The organism is Nostoc sp. NOS(2021), assembly GCF_017115025.1.
GTDB lineage: Bacteria > Cyanobacteriota > Cyanobacteriia > Cyanobacteriales > Nostocaceae > Nostoc.
On sequence record NZ_JABXKM010000034.1, the window covers coordinates 31,003 to 57,578 of the forward strand.

Sequence of the window (26,576 nt, forward strand, 5' to 3'; positions counted from 1 at the left end):
GTCCTCATGCCAAAACCAACTATTTTACTTGCACTCGATCCTCACAGTGCCGCTTTTTGTGCAGCCATTAAACGGCAACTGCAAGAATTTCCAGCCGAGCAAAGGTGTTTAATTCAAACTTATACTTTAACTTGGGATGGTCAAACTTTTGGCTTTAGTGGTGAGTTAGATCAGTTTGCTGACACAAGTTTTGATCTCGCTCAAACTCATAGTAAACAAGCTTATGTCTCCAAAATTCGGACTCAGTTCACCGAAGCGACTGGCGAACTGCAAACTGCACTGATCGAATTATTGAAAACGGCTGATCAATCAAAAGAAGCGATCGCAGCTAAACGCCAAGGAATGGAAATCAGCAGCAGCCATCGAATATATCTCATGCTGTCAGTTAGCAATCAATTTACTAGGGGAGTTGTTTTTGAAATAGTACGCTTGATTCGTTGGCTATTTACTAAGTATTTCACACATATTCCTTACAGCTTAGAAGCTTTATTGTTACTACCAGGGTTATTTACCCAAGCCACAACTACTGATTACGGTGCTGCTTACGCGCTTCTGAAAGAGTTAGATTACAAAATGACTACTGGAGTTGCGATTACAGGTACTCAAAAAGCACCACCTTTTGATAACTGCTGGCTGATGGATGAGCAAATTGGGGGACTGAAGGATAATTTGCCCAGCTATGCTGATGCTTTGGCAGGTTTTCTCACCGTGGAACCGGAAACCAACGGCTTATTAATTGGCACACAAAAAGTCCGGGGGAAAATACCCGCCTATAGTGCATTTGGCTATGGAGAGCTATTTTTTGCAGGGGAAACAACAATTAACCGTTTGAGTTCCGCCTTAGCTGCCGATATTTTGATGGAGCAGTTTTTACCGAAGCCAGAATTCACTCCAGAAGCAATTCGCAAATGTCTCTTAGATGCCAAAGGATTTGTACTCAGCGAAGATTTCAGCAATGCTTTTCTCGGATTAGAACGAGACAATGGCAAACCAGTTTGGCAAGATTTTAATCCGCGCCTTGAGATGCATACAGGGCAGGCTCAAGAATATGGAATGGAATTGCAGCGTGCTTTTCGGCAATTTGAAAATAAAGAGCTACTTTCCTATAAGCGCACCCTGGAAAATTGTTGTAAACAATTACAGATAACATTAACCGCCTTCTTAGACCGCACCATTAATAATTATGCTGATGCTACACCTAGAGGTTTGCATGAAGTAGCTAGGCTATTAAACATATTGACCTTTTTGTATTTGGAACTGCAAACGGATGCCATTGGCGATCAATCGCAGAATCTGGTTACAGAACTGCGTGTGGCTGAAGCATTTCTCGACTCAAGATTGCAGGTAACAATTAACCAAGAAATTACCCAAAAGCTGCTCAACCAAATTCTGTCCTTAAAATCGCGGCAGCAACAATTACAAGATATTTTAGCTGAAAGAAATTCTGAAGAACAACTGCAAGAGCTACAAACAACTCAGAAACAGCTAGAAACGGCAATTGCTGACTATCGCCAAGAGTTGAATGCAGAAATTGAACAAACTCGAAAAATTCGTTTTATAGCGATCGCTGGCGCTCGTGAACAAGCCGCAGCTGTGATCGTTGTAGCTCAAAATCACCTAACTGCCATTGAAACTCAACTTGAAACAGCCACAGATCAACTAAATGAACTGTTAACAGAAGAAAACCAATTTCGATCTCAATATCTCGTCATTTATCCTATTTTGGTTGCTACTGCTTTATTCGGCTTGGTGGTTCTGATCGGAATTTTCAATCAATCAACACTATTGCTATTATTGCAAAAGTTTTGGGCTAACTTAGTTAGTTACCTGCTTTGGATTGCAGTAACAATTCTGGCTTACTTGGGTATCCTTTGGCTCAAGTACAGCACTAATATTCGCGGTCGAATTCAAAAGGTTCAGAAACAAATTAAACGACTAGAAAGCACTGTAAAATCAACGATTGTAGAATTACGTCGCAACTATAATGAACAATTAAAGTTGGAGTATGATTTATACGCCCAAAATCTTCGCGTCGAGGCATTGAATTATCTGATTAAAACAGTTAAACAAAGGGCTGAGACTTTACGCCAAACTCTTAGCAACTTGTCTGAGATATACAATGATTTGGTTGCTCAACGCGATCGAGCTACGACGAACTTCTCAGAAGTTAGACTCACAGTTCTCACCAATGCAGATATTGATGCTTATTACCAAAGTTTCCTGACCACACTAACAACTGAGACATTCACTCAGGAACGAATTAGCCGCTCTCAGTCGTGGAAAATTTCTGCTGAAGAATTTCAGAAGCAACTTATCCCCTTTGTTCACCAGCAGTTTGAACAATTGAGCAATTTGTCTATTGGGGAAGTATTAAAAAAACCAGATTTAATTGCCGCAAACACTGCAAATTTGCGTTTGAATCAACTTTATAATAGCGCTAACTTGTTGCTGCGAATTCAGGATATTGACACTAATTTAAACCCAACTTCTCAACGGGAAACTACCCTCTGGGTGGGGGCAAAAGATAAAGAAGAAATTTTTGCGCTTTACAGTCGCTTTAGTCGCACTTTAACCGCCTTGGTAGCTGAAGATGAGCAGAGATTGTGTGTTTTGACCCGTTCATTGGGCTTTCCGGCTTATTTTCTCAGTCAAATTGAGTTTTATCAAGACTGCTATGAACGAACTCAGAGTGAACAGATCGACGAAGATGAAAATATTCCCGATTTAATCCCAGAGGAAATTGGCTCTAGTCGGGAATTAAAACTAGCTTATCAAACTTTGCTTTTAGCGATCGCTCTTGGGCTACTATCCCAGCATTCTCAAGGTGATTATCAATTCAACGGTCGGTCACTTGGTAAAGATCGAGAACAAATTGCCTTAGCTTTAGCAACTGAGTTCACTTTTCAGGAACTCTATGGAAACTTAGATGAACGTATTGAAACATTTGAACGTGATTTTATTTACCATAAATTACAGGAATTAGGAACATCTGCTTCATATTTAAATCATCACGAAGGTAAGCTTTTAGATCATCTGCTCTCAGAGTATAACCCTCTGAATTAGGCGTTAAATCGCCCTATTTATGGTAAAATACGGTTCATTTAAGACTTAACTCTTTACCAAAGTTAATTTTTTTAACGAACCGCAAAGGACGCATTCGCGTAGCGTCTCGTAGAGAAGAACGCAAAGGAAGAGAAGGAAGAGAAGGAAGAGAAGGAAGAAATGCTTAACTGAACTGTATTGCTTTATGGTATGGCGAGAAACGCGAACCATCCATTTTGCAGAACTTAAATTAAAAAAATATCCCATCGTCGGGGCGTATTGCAATACGCCCCGACGAATGTACTAATCAGCAAAAATTCTGAGTGCGGAGTGTAAAATGATTTCGTGAGCAGGCTTTCAAAGACTCAAATTGAGCCAAAAAAGTTTTTCAGCCTGTGACAAGCTAATTTCAAAGTAGCCGATTATGCACAAAGCAGTTATTAAAGAGATGAAGATAAATCGTTTCATATTTTCCTCGAAATAAGATTTTCTGACATCTAGTTGTTCAGGGTTATTTGACAAAACTGAGTGCTTTGTATGATTGCACTTTCATCTAGTTCCAGGGATGAGCTAGCAAAGCCTGGGAAGTAATACCTAAGCCAATTAGGGTGATACAGAAGGCGCTTGCCACTGGTAACATTTTTATCCTGGGTATCTGGAATGGTAAATGCTCAAACCGATCCTTGGCGTAGACTAGCATTAACCCGATTCCAGTTAATACTGCTGCTAGACCTAAGCTAAAGGCCGATACCAACGCTAATCCAAAGCCAATTCGTCCCAGCGCGATCGCACTCAGCAACACTACTAAGGCTGAAGGACAAGGTAATAAGCCGCCCGATACTCCCAGCGCTAGTAGGCTAGACCACTTCATAGAAGTTACATCACCGTCAGGCGGTAGATGCGAATGCTCATGGTGTAGATGGTTGTGGTGATGATGCGAGTCATGGCTGTGTTGATGACTATGTACATGGTCATGTGAATGAGAAACCTGAGTCCCCTGCAATCGACTGATAAACAAATTCAGACCAATTACAGTTACCAGTACCCCAGAGATTACGCTTAACCAAGGGTACAATTGCTCTGTCAAAATAAATTGGGATGTGCCAAGAGTAACCAGCCCTAGAGCAAATATGCCAGCAGTATGGGTAATCGTTATAATCAGCCCCAAAAATAGGGCTTGTTGGGCATTACTACGGGAACCCACCAAATAAGCACCGACTAGCGTTTTCCCATGACCAGGGGACAAAGCGTGTAAACCACCCCAGAAAAAGGCGATCGCTAGAGCTATTAGGATAGTCAAGAAATTATGATTTTCCTGGGTAATTAGGTTAGTAAAGACATCATTACTTCTTCCTGTCAAAGCATTATCTGAGCGGCTGGATGATTTAACAGACGCTGAAGGCGCTTGTTCACTTGATATCAGAGACGGATTGAGTTTAAAGGAGATCCGACGCTGGTCGAGAGGACTGCTAAGTAACTTAGTAGGGTAATCTCTCAAACGGTTGCTAATACTCAAAGAGGTGAAATCACCTTGAATAGGAACGCCATTTGCAGCCACAGTAATTTCACGCCAGCCTAAACGCTGGGGATAAAACTGATCTTCAAATATTAACTCATTCGCGCCTACTAACTCCGTTGTCCCCTGAAAATTACAACTCAGCCGCAGTGTAGATAATCCTCCTACACCTGGAGGAAATTCGACTGTTGATTTGATCAAAGACAGTGCTAAAGGCTGTTTATTGATCAACACTTCCAGGTGTGAGTTGACTTCCTGGCATTTTTGGTTAGGGTATTGAACCGTCTCTATAGGTTCAGCTTTGCGATCGCGATTAGTATCTAAGTGATTAATCTCCTGAAAAGCAGGAATCTCTGCCATGTCTAGAACATAATCAATCCCCACACCATCGGTTGCTACCTGTACTCCTGCGTAGTGATTGATGGTGAAATTACCTAAAGGATGGGCATTTGCCCTCGGCATCCAAAATAAACATATTGCGATGATTGCAGTACTCCAAGCGAAGCAATGTAGCAGCTTTTTCATCTAAACCTCCAAAAGACCTTAGTCCGGCATAAACCTAAAATCCAATACGCTTGGGTTAAGGCTTAACTCTTTGTCAAAGTCAATTTTTTTAACGAACCGCGTTCGCGTAGCGTCTCCAAGAGTTGGACGCAAAGGAAGAGAAGAAAGAGAAGGAAGAAATCCTTAACTGAACTGTATTGACCTAAAATCGGCTTTTCTTCAATCTAAAATCTAAAATCCAAAATCCAAAATTGCTTGACGAGCTTCATCAGCATACTTGTGATGAAATTGAGGGTTGAGGCTAACAGCTTGAGTTAGTCGCTTTATTGCTTCTTCACGATTACCTAAGTGAAGTGCAATCATGCCAGCATGGAATTGCAGCAAAGCATCCTCTGTCCCAAAGCGAGTCGCCCGTTGTGCTGCCCTTTGCGCTTCTTGCCATTGCCCATTAGCCGCAGCTGCCCAAGCTAAAGTATCCTCTGCATATACATCATCTCGCACTGCTACTTCACTACGGGCAATCTGTAGAGCCTCTGTTAAATGAATTCCGTGTTCGGTGTAGTAGACTGCTAAAGCGCGATCGTAGATTCCTTTAACTTTGCTCAGGTAAGCTACTACCCCGATCAAATCTTCAGTTTCAGTTGCACTTTTTTCGTCTCCCAAAGCTAGTTGAGCATCAGCCTTATACCCCAGCGTTTCTACCTGTGGCATCAGTTCTATACCCTGGTTTGCGATATTTAGAACATCCTGCCAGCGATGCTGTGCCGCATAGAGGCGGGCTAATCCTGTAAACGCAGCTATATGCCGTGGGAAGAGGTCAAAAGCTTCCCGATATCGCTGCTCAGACAGGGCAAAATCCCCGACTGCAAAAGCCAGATCCCCAGTCCGCACATGAAACCAAGCACGAGTTTCGGCGCTCATCGTGTAGAAAGAGTCCATCTCCTGCATAGCCTCATCAAGTAGTTGCCGTGCCGAGGCGAGATTGCCAGTTAACTCTAAGTAACGGGCGACAACTACGTTATGACCAGAGTTCGATTCTTCCTCAGCAAGGTTCTGCAAGAGTTGATGAGTTGCTTCATAGTTACCCAACTCCATCTGAATCGATGCCTTCAGTGAGACAATATTGGGATTATCAAGAGATGAATTATTTAACACATCTAAAGCTGATCGAAACTGATGTTGAGATAGTAAAGCTGATGCTAGGAGCATAGAAGAAACCTCATTATGGCGCGGCTGTAGTGCCAGGGATCTACGTGCCGCTTGTTCTGCTCGTAACACATCTTCCACATCTGCCACTTCTCGAAAGCGCCTCAAATATTGATCGGCCAACAGACGTAAAAATATTGGGGAATTAGGAGATTGGGCAACTTTCTCCTCATAGACGCTGATAATATGCGATCGCTGTAAATAATCGGGGAAGACTAAATCTGACTGCTGAACTGGTAATATCTGCCTGGAATTAACAGTCAGCAGTTGCACGGTAGAGGAATATATACCTGACTTACCATTGGTGTAGCCTAAACTTAGCGCTTCTATATCAGAGGGTCTTAGTAAAACCAGTAGGCTAGTCAGCGCTAACACCCATAGTATTCGTAGATGCATAAACCCTACAAAGGATTACCTAAATAAGGGAAGTCAGAAAGAAAGTTAGCATTATTAGGCCCAACATTATCCGTAGTCAGCCCCGGAATTTCCCCTGTAGTAATCCCTGTAACTGCATTACCAAAAACAACAGATGCTGTTACATCAATTACGTCATCTTTTGGTCTTCTACCACCAAAGTTGTTGCCTAACTGAGTACCAAAATAACTACCGCTAGGTTTGGAAAGGTCAGCTTGGATAACATCAGGAATCGCCACTGAGATCACTGCATTGGCTATCCCTTGAGGTCTACCGATCGCGTTGACAAAGGCTTGAATGAATTGGGATTGATTGCTAGCGTCTTGCGTTGGTGTCTGAAGATTACTATTATTATGAGCTTTAAAGTCCATAAAAAGTTCATTCAGGGCTGGAACTGCTAACCGCTCAATCTGAGCAAAATTCCGATCTCTGAGTCTAGGACTTTTAACACTAGTTGTCATCCAAACACCAATCTTGCCACTACCAAGCAGTTTCCTGGGTAGCTCAACAATAATTGAGTGGACATTGAATGGAGCTAGGGTGTCTTGTGCTTGTCCAGGTGGTCTAAAGGAAAGAACTTGGAAGGGAGGACTGGGATTAGGCTGAAGACTATAGTTCCGATCCGGGATGATTTTGAAGAACTGTTCTAGATCGAAAAAGAACGGGTCTTTGCGTGTGCCAACAAAGAACTTTATGCCGTTAGATGCGGAGAATGTTTGGTTAAGTTGCCCTGTCAAACTTACTGGAAGCAAAGCTGAGTCTGTTCCTGCTATGATTGGACGACTTGGGCCGCGGACTGTAACAGTTTGTTGTAAGCGTGTGCGATTTATATTGAATTGGAGTACGACATCTTCAATACTGTCGCCAGTGTTATCAATCTTGAACTGATAAATAACATTTGGATCGAATGGTCTGATTTCACCAGAAACGATCAGAGGGTCGAAATCCATGATCAGGACAGCATTGTTGGGGTCTGCCGGACTCTCAAACACATACAAATCTGTGAGATCCGCAGCAGTGAGCTTAGTCGCAAGAAAAGTTGTGTCCTGGTGGTCTGAAGCCAAAGCTTTAGGGGTTGCATAAATTAGGACTACGAGCAAAATAGCAATAATTGCCACTAGGGTACGAAAAAAACGAGTAGCTCTAGTCCAATATAGCGATCGCTTGAGCGGAAAAAATGCCGCCATATTTTGCACTAGTTTATCTATAAGTACCCAGACTTCAGTTGGTATAAAAGAGGTGAAACTCCGAGCATTTATTCTCATAGTTGCCCTTCTTGAGGTGTTTTGTCTCTACTATTGTATGTGTGTACGTGGAAATAGCAAGTTGATAGCAAGTTGATTCAGATTTCAAAAAAGATTGCGGTTATTACTGAAGTGCCTCACAGCTTATTGGCTCCTACTACTCACTTAACAGAGCAAAACTTGCTCACTTCTTTATAGTTTAAGGTTTGAAGACTTATGTAATACATAAGCACTAGATAGGATTTGGGTATTTCAGCCGTGTTGTCCACCAATTGCTATTTAGTAGTCCGCATACTACTTTTCTATTACTTACAAGCGAGTGAAACTTACTCCTACCGAGAAACAAGCTACGTGTAGCATCTGGTAGAGTTGCGATCGCAATGATTTCAGCAAGTTGACATTTCGTTGCATAGTTAGGTTTATTCGTACCTACCTACTTACAAATTTACAGACTTACAGGACTTACGCAAACAATAGCTGAAACCCTTATTTTTAGGTAGGGGCAATTCATGAATTGCCCCTACAGCGTCTAGTTTTGCGTAAGTCCTAACTTACTTAAGAGTTGAACCATCTGTCCATAGTTTTGTATTCCCAGCCAAGTAGCTAAAAAATAACTCTAAAGATAGATTGACATTATATTTGTTCGCTGAAAGTATCCTCCCTTCGTGGCAAACTGGATTATAATTGTCTTCCATCTCTCTCAGAAATCAAATTATCGTATAGACAGTAATTATATGGGACGTGTTCGTTCTAAATCTGACCTACCTACAAAAATCTGTCCGGTATGTCAACGTCCTTTCACATGGCGTAAAAAGTGGCAAGATTGCTGGGACGATGTGAAATACTGCTCAGAACGTTGTCGTCGTCGCCGTTCTGAAGCTCAAAATGAAACTAACCGCGACACAGACGCAAATAGCGCAAGGGATTAATGGAGTCACAGGTGCAACCTAAATTAATTATTCATGGCGGGGCTGGTAGTTCTCTCCACGGTAAAGGAGGATTGGAAGCGGTGCGCCGATCGCTCTATATAGTAGTAGAAGAAATCTATTCTCTGCTATTGTCAGGAGCAACTGCCTCTGAGGCGGTGGTGCAGGGTTGCCAAATGCTCGAAGATAACCCCCGCTTTAATGCCGGTACTGGTTCAGTATTGCAATCTGATGGGCAAATCCGCATGAGTGCTTCCCTGATGGATGGTGCATCAGGGCGATTTAGTGGTGTGATTAATATCTCGCGCGTGAAAAATCCGATTGATTTAGCGCAATTTTTACAAAACTCACCAGACCGAGTGCTATCGGATTTAGGATCGGCTGAGTTGGCGCGGGAAATGCAAATTCCCAGCTATAACGCTTTAACTGATTTGCGGTTACAAGAGTGGATACAAGAGCGCCAGGATAACTTTAAAAGCACAATGGCTGGCGTGGTAGCAGAACCTGAACTGATAGAAAGCAGCAATGCGGGACGCGGTACCATCGGCGTAGTAGCTTTAGATGCCTACGGTAGGCTAGCTGCTGGCACTTCTACTGGTGGTAAGGGATTTGAGCGGATTGGGCGGGTAAGTGATTCGGCGATGCCAGCAGGTAATTATGCTACTAGTAATGCTGGTGTGAGCTGTACTGGAATTGGCGAAGATATCATTGATGAGTGTTTAGCCCCACGGATTGTAGTGCGTGTCACTGATGGGATGTCGCTGAAGGATGCCATGCAGCGATCGTTTGGGGAAGCGCACCAGAACAAACGGGATTTGGGAGCGATCGCCTTAGATGTCAGTGGAGCGATCGCTTGGGGGAAAACCAGCGAAATCTTACTCGCCGCCTACCACAATGGCGAAAAAATTGGCGACACCTTGGAATGGAATGATAGTGAATTGATTGGCTATTGTTGATAGGACTTACGCATCAAGTACGAAATGTAGGGGCAATTCATGAATTGCCCCTACGGTAAATCAAGGCTTTCACTGGCTTTTTGCGTAAGTCCTGACGTTGATTCATTATCCTAAATATTCAAAAATTGATGTGCTGATCTGCGAACTTTTCGTTTTGTTTTGTTGTGCCAGTAAACTGTAATAATTTCTGGGGTAGGAAGTCCTATTTTACATATAACTCGTAACCCGCGAAGCTCATCTATAAATGGGGCATAAACAGTATTACGCAAATTTTTATCGAGTAGGGTAAACCTAATATCTCGACAATGAAAGTCTTTCTCACCATATAAAAGAGCAATGTTCATCATCGTTTCATTAATTGCTCGTTGTTGTTTACGTCTTTCTGTATGGTTATGGTCTTTAGGATTGGTTTTGACTTTGAGTGTGCCAAGTTTGTTTTTATTTTCATCACTCTGGAATATCTGATTTAGTTTTTTGTGAGTATTCATAATGCTTTGTCTTTAGGTTGATGATTCGAGAATATCTAGATTGCAACTAATAATCCAGAGCAGAACAGTTCAGATTGAAGTGAACTATTCTGAACTGTTCATTTTATTTTTAATTGACTATGATGCTGTTAGTTGTCCTAAATATCACCTGTTACCCATGACTACAGCACATACATCCGGTAGTATTCGAGTCACGCCTGAAGGATTACAGAAAGTCATCAACAGAATGGCTGAACTAGAAAAGGACAGAGATCCATACACAAAAGGTTGGACACAAGAAGACCTAGTAAATAAGTCTGGCTCAAGTCTCAGTACAGTCAAACGGTTCCTGAAAGGAGAATCAATTAGTAAACCTCATGTAATTTGGATTACTGGTGCTTTGAATTTAGACCCATTAGAAGTTATTTCACCGAAAGAATGGAATCAGGATACTGGCAATTTAGAAATTGACTGGTGGGAAGTTTGCCACAGAATGCTAGACAACCAGCAAGAACAGCAACGCATCAGACGCAAAGCCTCAGAAATGGGATTTGAAGTAAATGTTCATGTGCCACTGGGTTTGGTGGAACGCAAACAGCAACAACGGCGGGATGAGAATGTTGAGAGAGGACAGGTTTATCAGCTAGAAAAGGAAGTCATTACCAAAACCTACGAACATAATGATTTTCTGGAAGAGGTAATAAGTCAACGTTCTGCTCGAAAAAACAAGCACGTTGCTATAGTTGGGGAACCGGGAGCAGGGAAGACTACTTTACTGAGTGCGATCGCTTCACACATCAAAGACAATACGCAACACCTACCCATCTTTATATCTCTCGGTAGCTTGCAAGGCATGACCTTAGAGGATTATTTACTCAAAAAATGGCTTCCAGATGCAATGAGATTGGTTAATCCTCAATTTATTCCTAGTTCAGAAATAGAAAATCAGTTAATCACACGCTTTTATCAAAGTGGTGTTTGGTTATTGTTAGATGGTGTAGATGAAATGGGGGAATCTTCACCTGTAGAAGCGTTAAATAAAATTTCTAGAGAATTGACAAACTGCTTAGGACAAGCACGGGTAGTTTTGACTTGTCGGTTAAATGTTTGGGATGCCAGTCTAAATAATAATATATTGCCTAGTTTCGATACCTATAAAACCCAGGAATTTCAACCAGAACAAGTTAATGAATTTATTGATAAATGGTTTAAATGCGCTGAGAGTATACAGCAAGGTGAAGAACTAAAAGCAAAATTAATAGAACCTGGAAAAGAGCGGATTCCTGAATTAGTTATCAATCCTTTGAGATTATCTTTATTATGTCAAATTTTTTATCAAAATGAAGAGGGAGAATTACCAGAAACTAAAGCTGAATTTTATGAAATATTCACTCGTTATTTTTATGAATGGAAACCAGAATTAGTGCCTGATGTTATTAATTCATATCAATTAAAGAAGGAATTGCACCAAGCTTTAGGTAAATTAGCTTTAGCTGGAATTAATAGCGATTTAAAATTTAGATTAAAGCGAAGTTTAGCGGTTGAGGAAATGGGTGAGAAGTTATTCAAATTAGCCTATGATTTAGGTTGGTTGAATCAAGTAGACAGAGATGCTGTAAATGATGAAGATGTTTATGCGTTTTTCCATCCTAACTTTCAGGAATATTTTGCAGCTTTGATAATTGATGATTGGCATTATTTTTTGAATCATGTTCCAAATAATCCAGAAGAGGGTATTTATCGGATTTTTGAACCGCAGTGGAAGGAAGTAATGTTACTGTGGATTGGACGTAAAAATGTTGAAAAAGAGCAAAAAGAATCTTTTCTCAGCACATTGATAGATTTATCGAATGATTGTGAATTTTCTTACTTTTACTATGAACAACCTGATTTTTTGGGAGCTTTACTAATAGTTGAGTTTCCTAATTTCAGTCGCAGTCATGAAATAGTTAAGAACATAGTTGAATACAGTTTTGGATATTTTGATGCCAACAATCAAAGATGGGAAAAATCACCTTTATTTATAGTTAAACGTGCAAAAGAAGTTCTTAACCTAACTAATGCTTCTCATCTAGTTTATGCTCTTTTGAATGAACGAGAAATATTGCTATATGCTAAAGAATATATGGATAAAAACATATTTTCAGAATTATCTTCTGACATTTTTTGGACTTTAAATAAAGTTGATCATAACAATGATTTTGTAATTAATCAGATCATACACTGGATCAAAGAAGCTGAATATTGGTCTAATGATGATTATGACAATCCTAAAACATTGCCCTATGATGAAATTATGACAAGCAACCCAGATATAATTAATAAATTGTCAGAAATGCTTATTAAAAGCTACAATTCTATTATTGATAAACGGAGAATAGAACAAATTAAAAAACAAATAAAGGAAAATCAAGTTAGCCAGCAGAATACTGATCATCATATAAAGTATGATAGTTCTTTGATGCCTAATGATGTAGATACCATGCTGGAAAAATTAAATGCATATAATGCAGAAGAAGACAGGTTAAATGAGTTAGTGCAATTAGATGAAAATACACTAAAAATAGCAAAACTATTTAATACATTAACAGAAACATTGACAAGAATTGCTCCTAATAATCAGAATATAATCAATTTGTTAATCAATATATTCAAAAAAGAATGGGATAATGTTAATTTTGATCATGATTTTTGTTTGAAATTAGTCACAAGTATAGATAAAGTTAAAGCTAATAAACAAGAATTAATCGATTTTCTGAATGAAAAATTGCTTGATAATCATTTTATTGATGATTATCGTCACTGCTGTATTGCAGAATATTTGCTAAAAATTGAACCAGAAAATCATATTGCTATCAATATCTTAAATAAATCGCTACCAAAGATCAAGGATGATAAAATGACCTTGCGAATAGCCTCAGCATTAGTTGAAACTAACACTGATAATCATGAAATTATAAATACTCTTGTACGGTTACTTGACGATAGGAAAATAAACGAGCCTCAACAAAACATTCGCCTAGACGCTAAATCACTTTCCAACTTTCTTTCTGACGCTGAATCAATTTCCAACTTTCTTTCTAAAGTTACTCCTGAAAAAGTAATAAGCTGCTTGGCTAAAATGGCGTATCAATGTAATGATGCACGTATTGTTTTAGATGATATTTTTCAAAATAGTCAATATATTTTTTTACGTGAAAATGTAGCTTGGCGTATTTTAGAACTTGAACCTAATAATCAAGAAGCACTTATTTTTTTGCTTGGCAGGTATAAAAACCAAGATAATTCAGCGCAATATTTTACAGAAGAGGCATTCATTGATTTTCTGAGAGAATACCCAGAAAGCATTAATAATTTTATTAATGTATTACGTAACTGCCAAGATGTTAATACAAGTAAACTTATAATTCGACTATTACGAGAAGTAAGCAATGAAAACTATCAATTAGAAATAGTTAAAATATTGAAGGAGATATTAAACACTACTAAGAATGAAGGCATTATCTATGAAGCTATATCTGATTGTATCGCTTATTTAGCCGTTAAAGAACTAGGAACAATTGCTAATCAAAATTTAAATGCTATTAATACCTTAATTAATATCATCAGTCATACTAATGATAATGAGATAAAGATTGTAGGTATTAAGAGTTTGAGCAAAATCGGTGTTGGAAATTTGGATGTTGTAAACACTTTAATTAATTTGATGAAAAATCCTAACGAAAGCGATAATTATCGGTTGATTCGTAAGAGTTTACTACAAGTTATGCAAGGTAGGCTATTTGCAGTAGCAGTAGCAGGATTAAAAGATAACTTTATCGGCAAAGATGAAGATAATGATGATTACTCATATCTTCTTTGGCACTGCGCCGAAAATATGAGTTATCCTGATTTTTATCGCGCTTGGTATGGTGAATCATCCCCACTTCAAAACTTAGAAACCCAATTTACAGATATTCATTCCATCCTTTCTCAACTCCAACCCACAGATAAAACTCATCCGCTTGTCATCAACTTAAAATCATTGCAAGATGAAACCGATACAAGCGCAATATGCCAAGAAATTTGTAACCAAATTTATCTCACAGCTTTTACCGAAAATTCAGAAATTCCCGAAGTTAATAACGCGCCTCAACTAAAACGAATTATCCCCCAAATTAAAAAGCAACTGCAAACACAAAACATAGCTTTAATTATCAATAACTGCAAACCAAATCAAATAATTATTACCTTCTGCGATAAATTAAGAGATGTATTACATATCGCCTTTATCACTGATCAACCATTAGACCCACCATTGAAAGGTTTTCCACCTAACCAGCCAAATTTACTCAATGCTATTCAAAGCTGGATTAATGAGACAGCGTTCTTGCGTAAGTAAGTGGGTCAAATTAAATATAAAACCTCACTCTGCCTCCGGCTTCCCTCTCCTTACCAAGGAGAGGGATTGAGGGTGAGGTTTTATCTTATATTTAATTGTGCCTTCCTACTTATTGTTTTTTTTGAATATTCAGTGTTAGCGCAAACAACAAACATGGGAACGCTTAGTTGGGTTGGGAGCATCTCACTTTTGTCAAAATCGTCTAGCCCAGGGTTATTTTTGAATCAATTTTAGCGCCTGAGTTAAGATTTCTTGTTCGTCAACCATTGCGGCTAATTCTTCGGTTTCATAACGCCCCTCAAAAGTTTCTAGCGCCGCTCTTTTCAGTGCCACTTGATATCCTTGTTGCAGAATATCCATTAATTCTGCTTGATTCAAGTAAAAACCACCGGATTTGCGGCGCTTGTTTATTTTGTTGATTTCACGCACCGTATTTTCTATCGAAACATCCCAAGAGCGAGTAGAACGTTTTTCAGCCTTTTGTTTAATTAAATGGATGAGAAGAATCACACCATAACTATCAATTTTATTGATTTTGTCACTGAGGCTCATTTCTTCTAACTCATCCACCAACAGCAGCGCCTCATGGATTTTGCCTTGTTCTAGAAGTTGCCTAATTTCTAGCAGTTCTTCCATATTATGTTTTGAGATTTTGGCTTCACTACTAATCTAACTAGATTAGATATCTTGCAAAAATCCTGGTTTATGGTCTAAAACCACAGATGAATCGTGATTAACACCGATGAATTATTTATGTTAATCTCTAGTTTCATTTTCAACACTTTTCCTCCGCCAAGCTGGTTTCACCACTTGACGACTACGGCCGATCGCTAGAGAATCATTAGGAACATCTTCTGTGATCGTCGAACCAGCTGCGATGTAGACATCATCACCCAAGGTAATTGGAGCCACTAAAACGCTATTGGCACCAGTTTTTGTCCGATCGCCTATTTTGGTACGATGTTTCTTCACGCCGTCATAATTGGCAGTAATTGTACCGGCACCAATATTCACCTGATTACCGACAACGCTATCACCTATGTACGACAAATGTGCTGCATTCGTGCGATCGCCTAACTGAGTATTTTTCAATTCTACAAAATTCCCCACACGGCAACCAGCACCCACTTGTACCTGACCGCGCAAATGGGCATAAGGCCCAATTCGGCTGCCAGCTTGCACTGTGCTATTTATTACTACTGAATACTGTACGGTGACATTTTCACTCAACTGGCTATTTTCAATTAAACTCCCCGGCCCAATGTGACTTCCGGTTTTAATCACCGTATTTCCCCGTAGGTGAGTTTGGGGTTCAATAATTACATCCGGCTGTAATTCCACTGTTTCATCAATGGTGATACTTGTGGGATCGATGAGAGTGACACCCGCCAGCATCCATTTTTCCTTGACTCGCCTTTGCAAAATTTCAGATGCTGTTGCCAGTTGCAGGCGATCGTTGATACCGAGAATTTCTTGATAATCTTCCACATTCACTGCCATCACTTGTCCCACCTGAGTGACGGCATCAGTAAGATAGTATTCTTTTTGGACATTATTTGCCTGTAGATGGGGCAGCACCTTTGCCAAATCTGGCCAACGGAAGCAGTAAACTCCAGCGTTAATCCGGTGATTTTGTCTTTGAGCAGCAGTACAATCCTTATGTTCGACCATTTGCTGCACAAAATTTTCATCGTTACAAAAAACGCGCCCGTAGCCTGTGGGGTCGGGTAGGTGCGAGGTGAGAATAGTGGCGGCGTTTTGATTTTGGGCGTGAGTTTGTAACATCTGCTTGAGGGTTTCGCTGCGTATCAACGGTAAATCGCCGTTAAGTATCAGCAAATCCCCAGTGTAGTCTTCCAAGTGAGGAAGTAATTGCTGGATGGCATGACCTGTCCCCAGTTGCACAGTCTGTTCGACAAACTCCAAACTGGGAATTGAATGCATAGCGGCTTGCACTTCCTCGGACTGATATCCCACAATCACGATTCGCCGTGAGGGCGAAAGTGGTTCTACACTTTCGAGAACTCTCTCTACTAGCGATCGCCCACCCAAAGAATGTAAAACCTTAGGTAAGCGTGATTTCATCCGTGTGCCGCGTCCCGCCGCTAGAATTGCTACAACTACCATAATTAGCTATCAGCTATCAGTGAAATTGTGATTAATGCTGTTGGTACTTTAAAATCTAGGCTCAAATCATACCAGCTAATCATAGAAGACTGAAATATAATACCAATTAGCGTTATTACAGCAGCTACAAATTATTATTCCCTACTCCCTACTCCCTCTCTTTTTTCTGACAGAAGCGAATAAACTCTGCAAACTGCTGCATTAGTTTGGGATTACGCCAACCGGAATCAGCTTCTTGTTGCATTACTGAAAGTGCTTCTGCTGAAGTAAAAGCTCTTTTGTAAGGTCGTTCGCTGGTCAAAGCATCATAAATATCAATTAACTGAAATACTTGCGCCAGGTAGGGAATATCATCCCCCTTGAGTCTATCAAGGTAGCCTGAGCCATCCCAGCGTTCGTGATGATGACGAATAATGGGAATTACACCCCGCATACTGCGTAGTGGCTGGCAGATTTTTTCCCCAATCAAAACGTGCTGCTGCATGATCTGCCAATCTTCGGGGGTGAGTTCGCCTTTTTTCAGCAGCACTGCATCGGGAATACCCACCTTGCCAATATCGTGGAGATAACCAGCCCACATCAAATCTCGAATTTGGTAGCGTGAGAGGTTGAGGTATTCACCAAAAACTTGTCCCAGTTTTACCAGGCGTTCACAATGGTCACCTGTATTGGGATCGCGACTTTCAATCGACATGGCAATGGAAAATAGTACTTGTTCGGCATGGTCTAAATCTTCGTTCAGACGCTTCTGCCGCACCAAGGACTTTACACGTGCCGCCAGTTCCACACGATCAAAGGGTTTGGTGAGAAAATCATCAGCCCCAACTTCAATTCCCCGAATGCGCGATCGCCTGTCATTTAACGCGGTAATAAAAATCACTGGGATTAGTCTAGTCTGCTCATCCTGCTTGAGCAATTGGCACACTTCAAATCCATCCATTCCTGGCATCATCACATCCAGCAAAATCAAATCTGGTTGTTTTTGAGTTACCAATCCGACAACAATTGAACCCCTGTCCGCCTCAATCACTTCGTATCCTTCCATCCCCAAGAGGGCAACAGCAGTCATGCGACTGGCGGCATGATCGTCAACAACTAAAACCTTCGGCTGATCTAAATCAAACCCATTCACTTTATAACCTTTGGCTTGTAGTGTTCTAGAGACCAATGAATGATCACCACAATTAACATCAGCTTTTATCCAAGAATACGCTGCTTGCCTATCTTCAAGCATAAAGTCTTCTTGGGATAAGCCTAAAGAATAACCCTCGGAATTTTGCGATCCTATGGCATGATTTGAACCGATACTTTTCACTCTGCTAATAGGGTTTGACTCACTAAGAATTTGTTCTGTAAAGCCTGTATGGTTGGATTTCCATTGAATCACAAAGGCACTCCAAGTTTTTGCACAAGTTAATAGGGTCAGATGTCCAAAACAAATTTAATATTCGACTGTATCTGAGCCAGAGTTTCCATAGGGATTATGCATAATGTTAAGCGGTCTATCTGACTTTTTCGCAGCATGTATTTTTTATGTTACGAACAACGTGTATCTTGTTGTCAAATTTTTTGCTTCTAATTCCAGTATGATGAATTTTCACAAATGTTAAATCAGGTTTTTTACGGAGATTTTTTAACCTAGCGGCCCTAGAAAGCGTTATAATTACTTTCTTTATATCGAGATATCGGGTTTTGAGTTTCAAACCTTTATGGTAATCATTAGGTATACATGTTTTTACTTACTCAGTTATAGCAATACTTAATTACTGTCAAGGGGCATGTAATATTGAATACTACCACATAATTAAACTATTTGGTTTGTTAAAACTCTTGCCTGAGTATCTGGAAAGTAATAGGACTTACGTATCATACATATGTACTATGAAAATTTAGGCTTTTGAGCCATATTTATAGCAGGGAACTCTTAACAGGGTTGAAAGTCTCTTGGTGTCAGTGTTTTCTGATTAGCTGATATCAACCGCTACCTGGCAACTGCTATAACACCCAACACAATGAAAAACTCCATCCCAAGAGTGGGTGGAGTTTTTGGGTATGGGGAATGGGGCATAGGGCATGGAGAAGAATCACCAATGCCCAGCCCGTCGTAGACATCGCAACCGAACTACAAACTAGTTCCCATAAAATCCCTGCCTTGTGTTCCCAATAACCACCTTTTTCGCCAACGGGAGGTAGGTTCCAGCCAAGAGGTTTGTTGCTCTTGTTGTCGCCGCATCACTATGACTTCGGTTGAATCGCTCAATTGAGGATCGCGATAAGGAATAGCAGCACGGGTTAGCAAGTGTTCTTTTTCAGCTTGCGAGAGGGGAGTGAGTGCTAAGTAGTTTTTCAACTCAGCACTCCCAGAATGGGCTGCCACAGTACCAGGCGATCGCCTTCCTACCGGTGGGGTAGAACCGATAATCAAGCCAGCAGACAAAAGTGCTGTGCGTACAGCCGCAGAACAAGAATAGGTGGCTAATAAACCATCTTGATGTAAACACAATGACAGTTGTTTAATAAATTCAACAGCCCATAATTGAGGACACTGTGGTGGTGAAAAAGGATCGAGGAAAATTGCATCTGCCCAGAAACCCGACTGATGTACTAGCGTTATCGTAGTTCTAGCATCGCCAATTAGTAGCTTCGCTTTCAGGCAAGGTGTTTGCACTTGATGCTCAAAAGCTAGCTCTTTCAAAATTTCAATATAGTTACAGTTCCAATTGTTGAACAAGTGATGAGCGATCGCAGCTTGTGGCACAGATGGATTCAGTTCTAAACCGATTACTTCAACACAACAACTAGGATTCACTGCCCAAATTGTTTGCAAAGCAGCAGCTGTGTTATATCCTAGACCATAACAAATATCCAATAGTCGCAAGACTGGTTTTTGAGCGGCTGTAGCCAGTTGAGTCGGTTCCACAAACTTGAAAAAACTCTCCTGTTTAGCTCCATAATGGCTGTGAAAGGATTCACCAAACTCTTGAGAGACAAAGGTGAAAGAACCATCTGCTGTTAACTTAGGTGTAAAATTCTCTAAGTCTGACATTTTACAAAAAACTAAATAATGACTAATGCCCAATCCCCAATTTATTGTTTCGCCAGCTTGGCTGTTTGAACATCTCGAAGATCCGCAAGTCGTTATTGTAGATTGTCGTTTTTCTCTAGGCGATCCACAACTAGGACAACAACAGTACCAGACAAGTCATATAGAGGGGTCATATTACCTAGATTTGAATCAGGATCTTTCCAGTCCAGTGGGTAAGCATGGCGGGAGACATCCTTTACCTAATCCCAATGATATAGCTAACAAATTGGCGGCGATTGGGGTAAATTACCAAAAAAGTTTAGTTGTAGTTTATGATGATTCGCGCTTTGCCTTTGCGGCTCGTCTATGGTGGCTGTTGCGCTATCTAGGACATGAGCAAGTAGCAGTACTGGATGGAGGCTTTGCTGGATGGCAAAAAGCTGGGTATTCTGTTACAAATGTTATTCCTCACCCCCGGATGGGTAAGTTTGTAGCTCAAGTACAAACAGAAAAGGTGGTAGATATTACAGAGGTGAAAAGCCGGAAAGAGAGCCACGAGGTAGTATTGGTAGATTCAAGAGAGAGCGATCGCTACCGAGGTGAACGAGAGCCAATTGATAAAATTGCTGGTCATATTCCCGGTGCAGTCAACTATCCCTGGCAAGAAGTTACAGACTCTTCCGGCTACCTACTCCCTCAAGATGAACAACGCCGTCGCTGGGAAAAGCTAGAAACAGCCGAGGAAATCTTGGTATATTGCGGTTCTGGCGTTACTGCTTGTGTGAATTTACTTTCTTTAGAATTAGCTGGCATTAGCAAGGGTAAACTTTATGCTGGTAGCTGGAGTGATTGGATTTCTTATTTATAGCGACTAGAAGTATTGGGCGAATAGAATTCGCGGCTACACAAACGAACGCGAGTGCGTCTCGCAGAGAAGTCCACCTCCGTGGACTAATACAAAATCAAGTGTTTTTAACCCACGGAGGTGGGTTTTGCCTGTGTAGCCGCGACTTCCAGTCGCCCGGTGAGTAATAAATTAGACTTTTCAAACATCCTCTTAGACTAAAGGAAAAATCCTAACTCCTAACTTTTATCAAAACTGACCTAATTGTAAATTGCAATTAATACTGAAGAACCAGCCATCAAAATCAATGTTTTCGTCGGTTGAACTACCTAAACTCACTCCAGCCTGCACATTCATATTAGTGGTATCGGATATTCGGTAATTTAAGTGCCCGAATAGCCGATAAAATTGGTCTTCTCGATCGCGCTGTGTAAAGTCCGATAAGTTCGCCTGGTAGTCAATACCAACCTGGAGAGGCTTTTGCAAGTAGTAGTTTAGAGAAACCCAAAAGGAATTGATTATCCGATTACGACTTAGGGGGTCAGCAAAATTTACACTCAATTCGTAGAAGCTATCTAGCGTTAATCTTGAAGTTAAGGGATCTCGCCGTCCCAAAGAGAGTTCGAGGGAATTCTCATTTAAAAAGCGATCGCCTGCTTTGAAGCTATCCAGGCGATCGCTGTTGTTGGCATAAAATAACTGTTGATTGCTCCAACTGATTTCTCCGTACATTCGCTGGGATAGCTGCTGGTAAATACTGAGATTTAATCTCACCTGGTTGTAATCATATTGTGACTGATTTATATAACGAATGAGATTGCCATCAATTGAGCCGTTTAAATAAGTCTTAGATCCCAAAGGGAAATATGCAGAGGCTAACGTCAGTCCAGAAATAATGAAACCATCATCTATGGGACTATCATTTGAGGAAAAAATGTTATTTGTCTGGAAGTAGCCTACACGGGCTTGTAGAGAGCCTATGGGTTTAAACTTAACTACGGGTTGTTGTGTTGGTGGGGGTGGCTGCTGTTCTAAGGGTAGTAACCGCACACGCAACCCCAATTCGCGATCGCTATCAGACTCAGGTGGTAGTTCTGGCGATCGCAGCAGCTGTATTAGCCTCTCTAGCCTTTGGGAGTAATTTATCTCAGGTGCATTTAATAGTTGCTCTTTTGAGTCTGGAGGAGATGTAGGCAAATTACTTGGCTGCGATTCTAGCTGTGGCGGGTCATTTTGCTTTTGAGTATCTTCAGGTTTTTCGGTTGTGCCTGGGGCTTGAGTTGTTTCTCGTGTTTGCTGTGCCAGATTTAACGGCATCTGGGAGTCTAAAGGATGCGACTCACTGGACTGCTTGCACAAAGAGTTAATTGCCTCTGACTCCAACTTCTGACATAACTGCTGATTATTTACCTGTGTGCTTGCTAAATTTTGAGGACGCCAAATATCTGTATTTGCAGATTCTGCCGCATCTACTCTAATGCAACACCAACTTCCACCACTGGACGCTAACAAAATACAAAAAAACAAATTCTTCCAGTTCTTGAGTCGCATCTGGTTAGATCGCGTTGATCGCGTTTGGCAAATGTAGACCTACAAACTGTATCGGAAGTTCCGACTCAGAATATACAATTGAATGCATCTATTTTAGCTTTGTAGGTATATACTGAGACTACAAACTCAAATTGCTGCTTTTCGGATTTTTTCCCAGATTTTTTTGCAAAACTGAGATGCTCCGAGAAGATTTTTGCTGAACTTTAGTGAAATACAGCAAGTGAGTCATTTCATAACAGATCCCTAACAACTTCTTGTCCTGCATAACTTATGACCCTGTGGCTGAACTGATTAGAAAGGATTATCTGTAAGGTACTCCTCATTTAATTGTTTATATCAAGTACTAACTTTGAAATCTGCCACAGACTTTATTGCATACAATGTCAGTTTCAGAATAAAAACTTAAATAAACTAAACACATAGTTTATTTGTTATCTATTTTATAGATTAAATGTAAACTAAAATCCAAACAATTTTATCTAAAAAAACTTCCTCTACCAATTAGCAGCAGCTTAAATATTTAACTTTTTTAGTATTATTTGAAGTTTAGAAATTCTCAAACTATGTTTCATAAATCGTTCCCACTATTAGTGATTGCTTTATGGGGAGTTATAGTACTGCCTTTGCCAAATCGGGTAAATGCCATAACTCCTCTGACGCGAGCAGAGATTCAGAACCTCCGCAACTTGGTACAACTGATACCTAGAGATAGACAGAAAAAGCGTCCTGCACGCAAATCAGATGCAATGATTCCTGGGGATGGGTTGTCAACTGGTCGAGCTTCCCTAGCAGACTTGCGCTTTAACGACGGCTCTTTGGCACGAGTTGGGGAACAGGCAATATTTGAATTTTTACCAAAGACTCGCAGCTTTAGACTGTCAAACGGAACCGCATTACTGCTTATCCCACCTGGAAGGGGACAAACGCTTATACAAACGCCAAGTGCAGCAGCAGCAATTCGTGGTTCAGCATTATTTGTACGCTACAACCAACAAACCGATACCACGATTGTGGGTGCGCTGACAAATAGCGGCATTGAAGTTTCTAATAAGGAAGCTTCTCAAACTCAGGTGCTGCAAGCAGGACAGATGATGGTTATAGTTCAAGGCAAATTTCAAGGCTTATACGATTTTGATCTGAGAAATTTTTATGAAACGAGCGATCTGGTTCGGGGATTTGATTTGAATAAGCAAAATCTTACGCCTACGTCCGACCCAGCGATCGCTAGCGTTCAAGCTGAAACTGCTGGGGCTTTGAAGGCACAGTCGCCAATAGTAGGTGAGGGAGTAGTTGAAAACCCATCTTTTTTACAGTTAACCACTACTCCTTCTAATTCGTCTAGCAACAACATTATTACAAACGATTCCCCAGTAGTTCCTATTGAAGATAATTCCGTATTAAATTCCTTTGAGAACACAGGACAAGTCCTGTCAAATACTGAGCAGCGTCCTGGGAAAAATAACGCTATTAGGACGGTAAATTCTCCAGTAATTACTCCAGTCACTCCTCCAGTAATTACTCCAGTCACTCTTCCAGTAATTACTCCAGTCACTCTTCCAGTAATTACTCCAGTCACTCCTCCAGTAATTACTCCAGTCACTCTTCCAGTAATTACTCCAGTCACTCTTCCAGTAATTACTCCAGTCACTCTTCCAGTAATTACTCCAGTCACTCCTCCAGTAATTACTCCAGTCACTCCTCCAGTAATTACTCCAGTCGAGCCTCCAGTAATTACTCCAGTCACTCCTCCAGTAATTACTCCAGTCATTCCTCCAGTAATAACTCCAGTCACTCCTCCAGTAATAACTCCAGTCGCTCGTCCAACTACCTGAAACTCTCCCAGAACCGAAGTAGCAGACCGCCTACTCAAACGGGAATAGCAACCCGTAGGTTCAAAATAGGGGGAACTACCTGACCTTGCTAGAACTTTGAGACTTGTAGCAATATTTTATAAACTTAGTTTTTCCAACGGAGCAGGTGCATATATTTATACTCACGCCAGAGACAGAACTATAATGAGTGTTAACTTCTGCCTCTATTGCCGTCAAAGCAAATAGTAAGATTCCTCTTACCAGAGAACATCTGCTGACGCTAGATTAAATCAAGGATAGGATTTATGTAGGGTTCACCGGATATGCTTTATAGTTCAATCACATTCTCTGTGTAAGTTCCCAGGAACTAACTTGTTGCTAAAGAGATACATAAATTTATGACTTTTGATTACGACCTATTTGTAATTGGTGCGGGTTCTGGAGGTTTGGCGGCTTCCAAACGGGCGGCTAGCTATGGGGCAAAAGTGGCGATCGCTGAATATGATTTAGTTGGTGGCACTTGTGTAATTCGCGGTTGCGTTCCCAAAAAACTCATGGTCTATGGCTCTCACTTTCCCGGACTATTCAGTGACGCTTCCGGCTATGGCTGGAAAGTGGGTAATGTGGAGTTGGACTGGGAATATTTCATTACATCTATAGATAAGGAAGTTCGGCGACTGTCGCAACTACACATAAGCTCTTTAGAAAAAGCGGGTGTGGAACTAATTCCTAGCCGCGCCACACTGGTAGACCCCCACACTGTAGAAGTTGATGGACGCAAAGTTACAGCAGACAAAATTTTAATTGCTGTTGGTGGGTTTCCCGTCAAGCCAGATTTGCCAGGGATGGAATATGGCATTACCTCTAACGAAATCTTTCATCTAAAAGAACAACCAAAACACATCGTCATTCTTGGCGCTGGTTATATTGGCACGGAATTTGCCTGTATTATGCGGGGTTTGGGTTCTGAGGTGACACAAATTACCAGAGGTGAAAAGATTTTGAACGGGTTTGATGAAGATGTCCGCATAGAAATTGAAGAGGGCATGACAAACCACGGAATTCGACTGATTAAGAATAATGTGGTAAAAACAATTGAAACTGTGCCAGAAGGGTTAAAACTAACTTTATCAGGGGACGACCAAGAACCAGTAATTGCCGACGTGTTTTTAGTAGCGACCGGTCGAACTCCCAATGTAGATGGACTAGGTTTAAAAAACGCTGGGGTTGATGTTGTCGCTAGTTCTATCGAAGGGCCTGGATATCCTACCACAAGTGCGATCGCAGTCAATGAATATAGTCAAACTAGTCAAACGAATATTTTTGCTGTTGGTGATGTGACTGACCGAATCAATTTAACTCCCGTGGCCATTGGCGAAGGTCGCGCCTTTGCCGATAGCGAATTCGGCAATAACCGCCGCGAATTCAGTCACCAAACTGTACCCACAGCAATATTTTCTAACCCAGAAGCCGCTACAGTCGGCTGGACGGAAGCCGAAGCACGGGAAAAACTCGGTGATGCCGTAAAAATTTTTCACACTCGCTTTCGCCCCATGTACCATAGTTTGACTGGTAAGCAAGAGAAGACAATGATGAAGTTGGTGGTTGATAGCAACACTGATAAAGTGCTAGGCGCTCACATGGTAGGTGAAAATGCAGCTGAAATCATTCAAGGTGTAGCGATCGCAGTCAAGATGGGCGCAACCAAAAAAGACTTTGACGCCACTGTGGGTATCCATCCCTCAGCCGCAGAGGAATTTGTCACAATGCGGTAATAAAAGTTAGGAGTTATGAGTTGAAGAAAGAAATTCTTAACTCCTCACTCCTAACTCCTAACTATCTACACCCTTGCACTACATATATCTTCACGGCTTTGCTTCCAGCCCTAAATCTGCCAAAGCGCGGGATATAGGCGATCGCTTTGCCCAAATTCAGACAAAGCTGAAAATTCCCGACTTGAATGCTGGTGATTTTTCCCAATTGACAATCACTCGTCAGCTAACTCAAGTTGCCGCAGAATTCAGCAATGATTCTACACCAGTAACGCTGATTGGCTCAAGCTTGGGCGGTTTGACTGCTGCCCACTTGGGACAGAAAAATTTACAAGTGCAACGCTTAGTTTTGCTAGCCCCAGCTTTTGGGTTTTTATCCCATTGGTTCCCCAAGCTAGGCCATGAAGAGGTACAGCGTTGGCAGCAAGAAAAATATATCATGGTCTACCACTATGGGGAGCAGCGATCAATTCCTTTAAGTTACGATTTCGTTACAGATGCCGCCCAATACCAAGAGGAACTTTTGCAACGTCCTATCCCCACCCTGATTTTACATGGAAAAAAGGATGAAGTTATCCCCGTTGAAGCCAGTCGTAATTTTGCGCGTTCGCGTCCTTGGGTGGAATTAGTCGAACTTGACAGTGACCACGCCTTGGGTAATGTTATGGAAGAAATTTGGCAGGCAATTCGCCTCTTTTGCCAATTACCTTGAAGCTGTAAAATATTAAACTCACACCTAATACCATTTCTTTTTGAAGATGCGCCTATAGAACTTACCCAAAACCGCGCT

Annotated in this window: 17 protein-coding genes; 8 read left to right on the forward strand and 9 right to left on the reverse strand. The window is 41.0% G+C overall.

Annotated elements, in window-relative coordinates:
- The first annotated feature begins 6 nt into the window (after window positions 1–6).
- A complete protein-coding gene (locus HWQ41_RS03750; protein WP_292760088.1) occupies window positions 7–3,063 on the forward strand; it encodes a hypothetical protein in 3,057 nt (1,018 codons plus the stop codon).
- Between the two features lie 532 nt (window positions 3,064–3,595).
- Here HWQ41_RS03750 and HWQ41_RS03755 read toward each other — a convergent pair.
- From HWQ41_RS03755 to HWQ41_RS03765, 3 genes are all read right to left on the reverse strand, one after another.
- Window positions 3,596–5,083 carry a sulfite exporter TauE/SafE family protein gene (locus HWQ41_RS03755; RefSeq protein WP_292760090.1) on the reverse strand — a complete coding sequence of 496 codons (1,488 nt, stop codon included), beginning with the start codon at window positions 5,081–5,083 and terminating at the stop codon, window positions 3,596–3,598.
- Window positions 5,084–5,293: 210 nt separating this feature from the next.
- Window positions 5,294–6,664 (reverse strand): tetratricopeptide repeat protein, encoded by a 1,371-nt coding sequence (locus tag HWQ41_RS03760; protein ID WP_292760092.1) that lies wholly within the window; start codon window positions 6,662–6,664, stop codon window positions 5,294–5,296.
- A gap of 5 nt (window positions 6,665–6,669) precedes the next feature.
- Window positions 6,670–7,947, reverse strand: a complete 1,278-nt coding sequence (locus HWQ41_RS03765; RefSeq protein ID WP_292760094.1) for a DUF4331 domain-containing protein — start codon at window positions 7,945–7,947, stop codon at window positions 6,670–6,672.
- Window positions 7,948–8,660: 713 nt separating this feature from the next.
- Between HWQ41_RS03765 and HWQ41_RS03770 the strand changes: the two genes are divergently transcribed.
- Both HWQ41_RS03770 and HWQ41_RS03775 read left to right on the forward strand, forming a co-directional pair.
- Entirely contained in the window at window positions 8,661–8,855 is a 195-nt protein-coding gene (locus HWQ41_RS03770; RefSeq protein WP_289799005.1) for a DUF2256 domain-containing protein, read from the forward strand.
- A complete protein-coding gene (locus HWQ41_RS03775) occupies window positions 8,855–9,808 on the forward strand; it encodes an isoaspartyl peptidase/L-asparaginase (protein WP_292760096.1) in 954 nt (317 codons plus the stop codon). Before HWQ41_RS03770 ends, HWQ41_RS03775 begins: the two co-directional genes overlap by 1 nt.
- Before the next feature lie 110 nt (window positions 9,809–9,918).
- Here the strand turns inward: HWQ41_RS03775 and HWQ41_RS03780 are convergent, their stop codons facing one another.
- On the reverse strand, window positions 9,919–10,296 hold the full coding sequence (locus HWQ41_RS03780) for a DUF4258 domain-containing protein (RefSeq protein ID WP_292760098.1): 378 nt from the start codon (window positions 10,294–10,296) through the stop codon (window positions 9,919–9,921).
- A gap of 157 nt (window positions 10,297–10,453) precedes the next feature.
- Here HWQ41_RS03780 and HWQ41_RS03785 point away from each other — a divergent pair, with 157 nt between their 5' ends.
- Window positions 10,454–14,656 carry an NACHT domain-containing protein gene (locus tag HWQ41_RS03785; protein ID WP_292760100.1) on the forward strand — a complete coding sequence of 1,401 codons (4,203 nt, stop codon included), beginning with the start codon at window positions 10,454–10,456 and terminating at the stop codon, window positions 14,654–14,656.
- Between the two features lie 213 nt (window positions 14,657–14,869).
- Here HWQ41_RS03785 and HWQ41_RS03790 read toward each other — a convergent pair whose 3' ends face one another.
- The 4 genes from HWQ41_RS03790 to HWQ41_RS03805 form a co-directional block, all read right to left on the reverse strand.
- Window positions 14,870–15,292 carry a DUF29 family protein gene (locus HWQ41_RS03790; RefSeq protein WP_292760102.1) on the reverse strand — a complete coding sequence of 141 codons (423 nt, stop codon included), beginning with the start codon at window positions 15,290–15,292 and terminating at the stop codon, window positions 14,870–14,872.
- 120 nt (window positions 15,293–15,412) lie between these two features.
- Window positions 15,413–16,783 (reverse strand): bifunctional UDP-N-acetylglucosamine diphosphorylase/glucosamine-1-phosphate N-acetyltransferase GlmU, encoded by a 1,371-nt coding sequence (gene glmU, locus HWQ41_RS03795; RefSeq protein WP_292760104.1) that lies wholly within the window; start codon window positions 16,781–16,783, stop codon window positions 15,413–15,415.
- A gap of 148 nt (window positions 16,784–16,931) precedes the next feature.
- Complete coding sequence (locus HWQ41_RS03800; RefSeq protein ID WP_292760106.1) at window positions 16,932–18,170, reverse strand: two-component system response regulator; 1,239 nt, start codon at window positions 18,168–18,170, stop codon at window positions 16,932–16,934.
- Between the two features lie 735 nt (window positions 18,171–18,905).
- Complete coding sequence (locus tag HWQ41_RS03805) at window positions 18,906–19,829, reverse strand: MnmC family methyltransferase (RefSeq protein ID WP_292760108.1); 924 nt, start codon at window positions 19,827–19,829, stop codon at window positions 18,906–18,908.
- A gap of 25 nt (window positions 19,830–19,854) precedes the next feature.
- Here HWQ41_RS03805 and HWQ41_RS03810 point away from each other — a divergent pair, with 25 nt between their 5' ends.
- Window positions 19,855–20,676, forward strand: a complete 822-nt coding sequence (locus tag HWQ41_RS03810) for a sulfurtransferase (protein ID WP_292760109.1) — start codon at window positions 19,855–19,857, stop codon at window positions 20,674–20,676.
- A gap of 225 nt (window positions 20,677–20,901) precedes the next feature.
- On the opposite strand, the gene HWQ41_RS03815 is transcribed toward HWQ41_RS03810, so the two are convergent.
- Window positions 20,902–22,203, reverse strand: a complete 1,302-nt coding sequence (locus tag HWQ41_RS03815; protein ID WP_292760110.1) for a hypothetical protein — start codon at window positions 22,201–22,203, stop codon at window positions 20,902–20,904.
- Window positions 22,204–22,766: 563 nt separating this feature from the next.
- Between HWQ41_RS03815 and HWQ41_RS03820 the strand changes: the two genes are divergently transcribed.
- From HWQ41_RS03820 to HWQ41_RS03830, 3 genes are all read left to right on the forward strand, one after another.
- Complete coding sequence (locus tag HWQ41_RS03820; RefSeq protein WP_292760112.1) at window positions 22,767–24,035, forward strand: FecR family protein; 1,269 nt, start codon at window positions 22,767–22,769, stop codon at window positions 24,033–24,035.
- A gap of 377 nt (window positions 24,036–24,412) precedes the next feature.
- Window positions 24,413–25,789 carry a glutathione-disulfide reductase gene (gene gor / locus HWQ41_RS03825; RefSeq protein ID WP_292760114.1) on the forward strand — a complete coding sequence of 459 codons (1,377 nt, stop codon included), beginning with the start codon at window positions 24,413–24,415 and terminating at the stop codon, window positions 25,787–25,789.
- A gap of 73 nt (window positions 25,790–25,862) precedes the next feature.
- A complete protein-coding gene (locus HWQ41_RS03830; RefSeq protein WP_292760116.1) occupies window positions 25,863–26,498 on the forward strand; it encodes a YqiA/YcfP family alpha/beta fold hydrolase in 636 nt (211 codons plus the stop codon).
- Window positions 26,499–26,576 lie beyond the last annotated feature (78 nt).

What these genes read in the sequence shown, in the direction of transcription:
- HWQ41_RS03750 (WP_292760088.1), top strand. Translation starts at nt 7, where the DNA reads ATGCCAAAACCAACTATTTTACTTGCACTCGATCCTCACAGTGCCGCT.
- HWQ41_RS03755 (WP_292760090.1), bottom strand. Translation starts at nt 5,083, where the DNA reads ATGAAAAAGCTGCTACATTGCTTCGCTTGGAGTACTGCAATCATCGCA.
- HWQ41_RS03760 (WP_292760092.1), bottom strand. Translation starts at nt 6,664, where the DNA reads ATGCATCTACGAATACTATGGGTGTTAGCGCTGACTAGCCTACTGGTT.
- HWQ41_RS03765 (WP_292760094.1), bottom strand. Translation starts at nt 7,947, where the DNA reads ATGAGAATAAATGCTCGGAGTTTCACCTCTTTTATACCAACTGAAGTC.
- HWQ41_RS03770 (WP_289799005.1), top strand. Translation starts at nt 8,661, where the DNA reads ATGGGACGTGTTCGTTCTAAATCTGACCTACCTACAAAAATCTGTCCG.
- HWQ41_RS03775 (WP_292760096.1), top strand. Translation starts at nt 8,855, where the DNA reads ATGGAGTCACAGGTGCAACCTAAATTAATTATTCATGGCGGGGCTGGT.
- HWQ41_RS03780 (WP_292760098.1), bottom strand. Translation starts at nt 10,296, where the DNA reads ATGAATACTCACAAAAAACTAAATCAGATATTCCAGAGTGATGAAAAT.
- HWQ41_RS03785 (WP_292760100.1), top strand. Translation starts at nt 10,454, where the DNA reads ATGACTACAGCACATACATCCGGTAGTATTCGAGTCACGCCTGAAGGA.
- HWQ41_RS03790 (WP_292760102.1), bottom strand. Translation starts at nt 15,292, where the DNA reads ATGGAAGAACTGCTAGAAATTAGGCAACTTCTAGAACAAGGCAAAATC.
- glmU (WP_292760104.1), bottom strand. Translation starts at nt 16,783, where the DNA reads ATGGTAGTTGTAGCAATTCTAGCGGCGGGACGCGGCACACGGATGAAA.
- HWQ41_RS03805 (WP_292760108.1), bottom strand. Translation starts at nt 19,829, where the DNA reads ATGTCAGACTTAGAGAATTTTACACCTAAGTTAACAGCAGATGGTTCT.
- HWQ41_RS03810 (WP_292760109.1), top strand. Translation starts at nt 19,855, where the DNA reads ATGCCCAATCCCCAATTTATTGTTTCGCCAGCTTGGCTGTTTGAACAT.
- HWQ41_RS03815 (WP_292760110.1), bottom strand. Translation starts at nt 22,203, where the DNA reads ATGCGACTCAAGAACTGGAAGAATTTGTTTTTTTGTATTTTGTTAGCG.
- HWQ41_RS03820 (WP_292760112.1), top strand. Translation starts at nt 22,767, where the DNA reads ATGTTTCATAAATCGTTCCCACTATTAGTGATTGCTTTATGGGGAGTT.
- gor (WP_292760114.1), top strand. Translation starts at nt 24,413, where the DNA reads ATGACTTTTGATTACGACCTATTTGTAATTGGTGCGGGTTCTGGAGGT.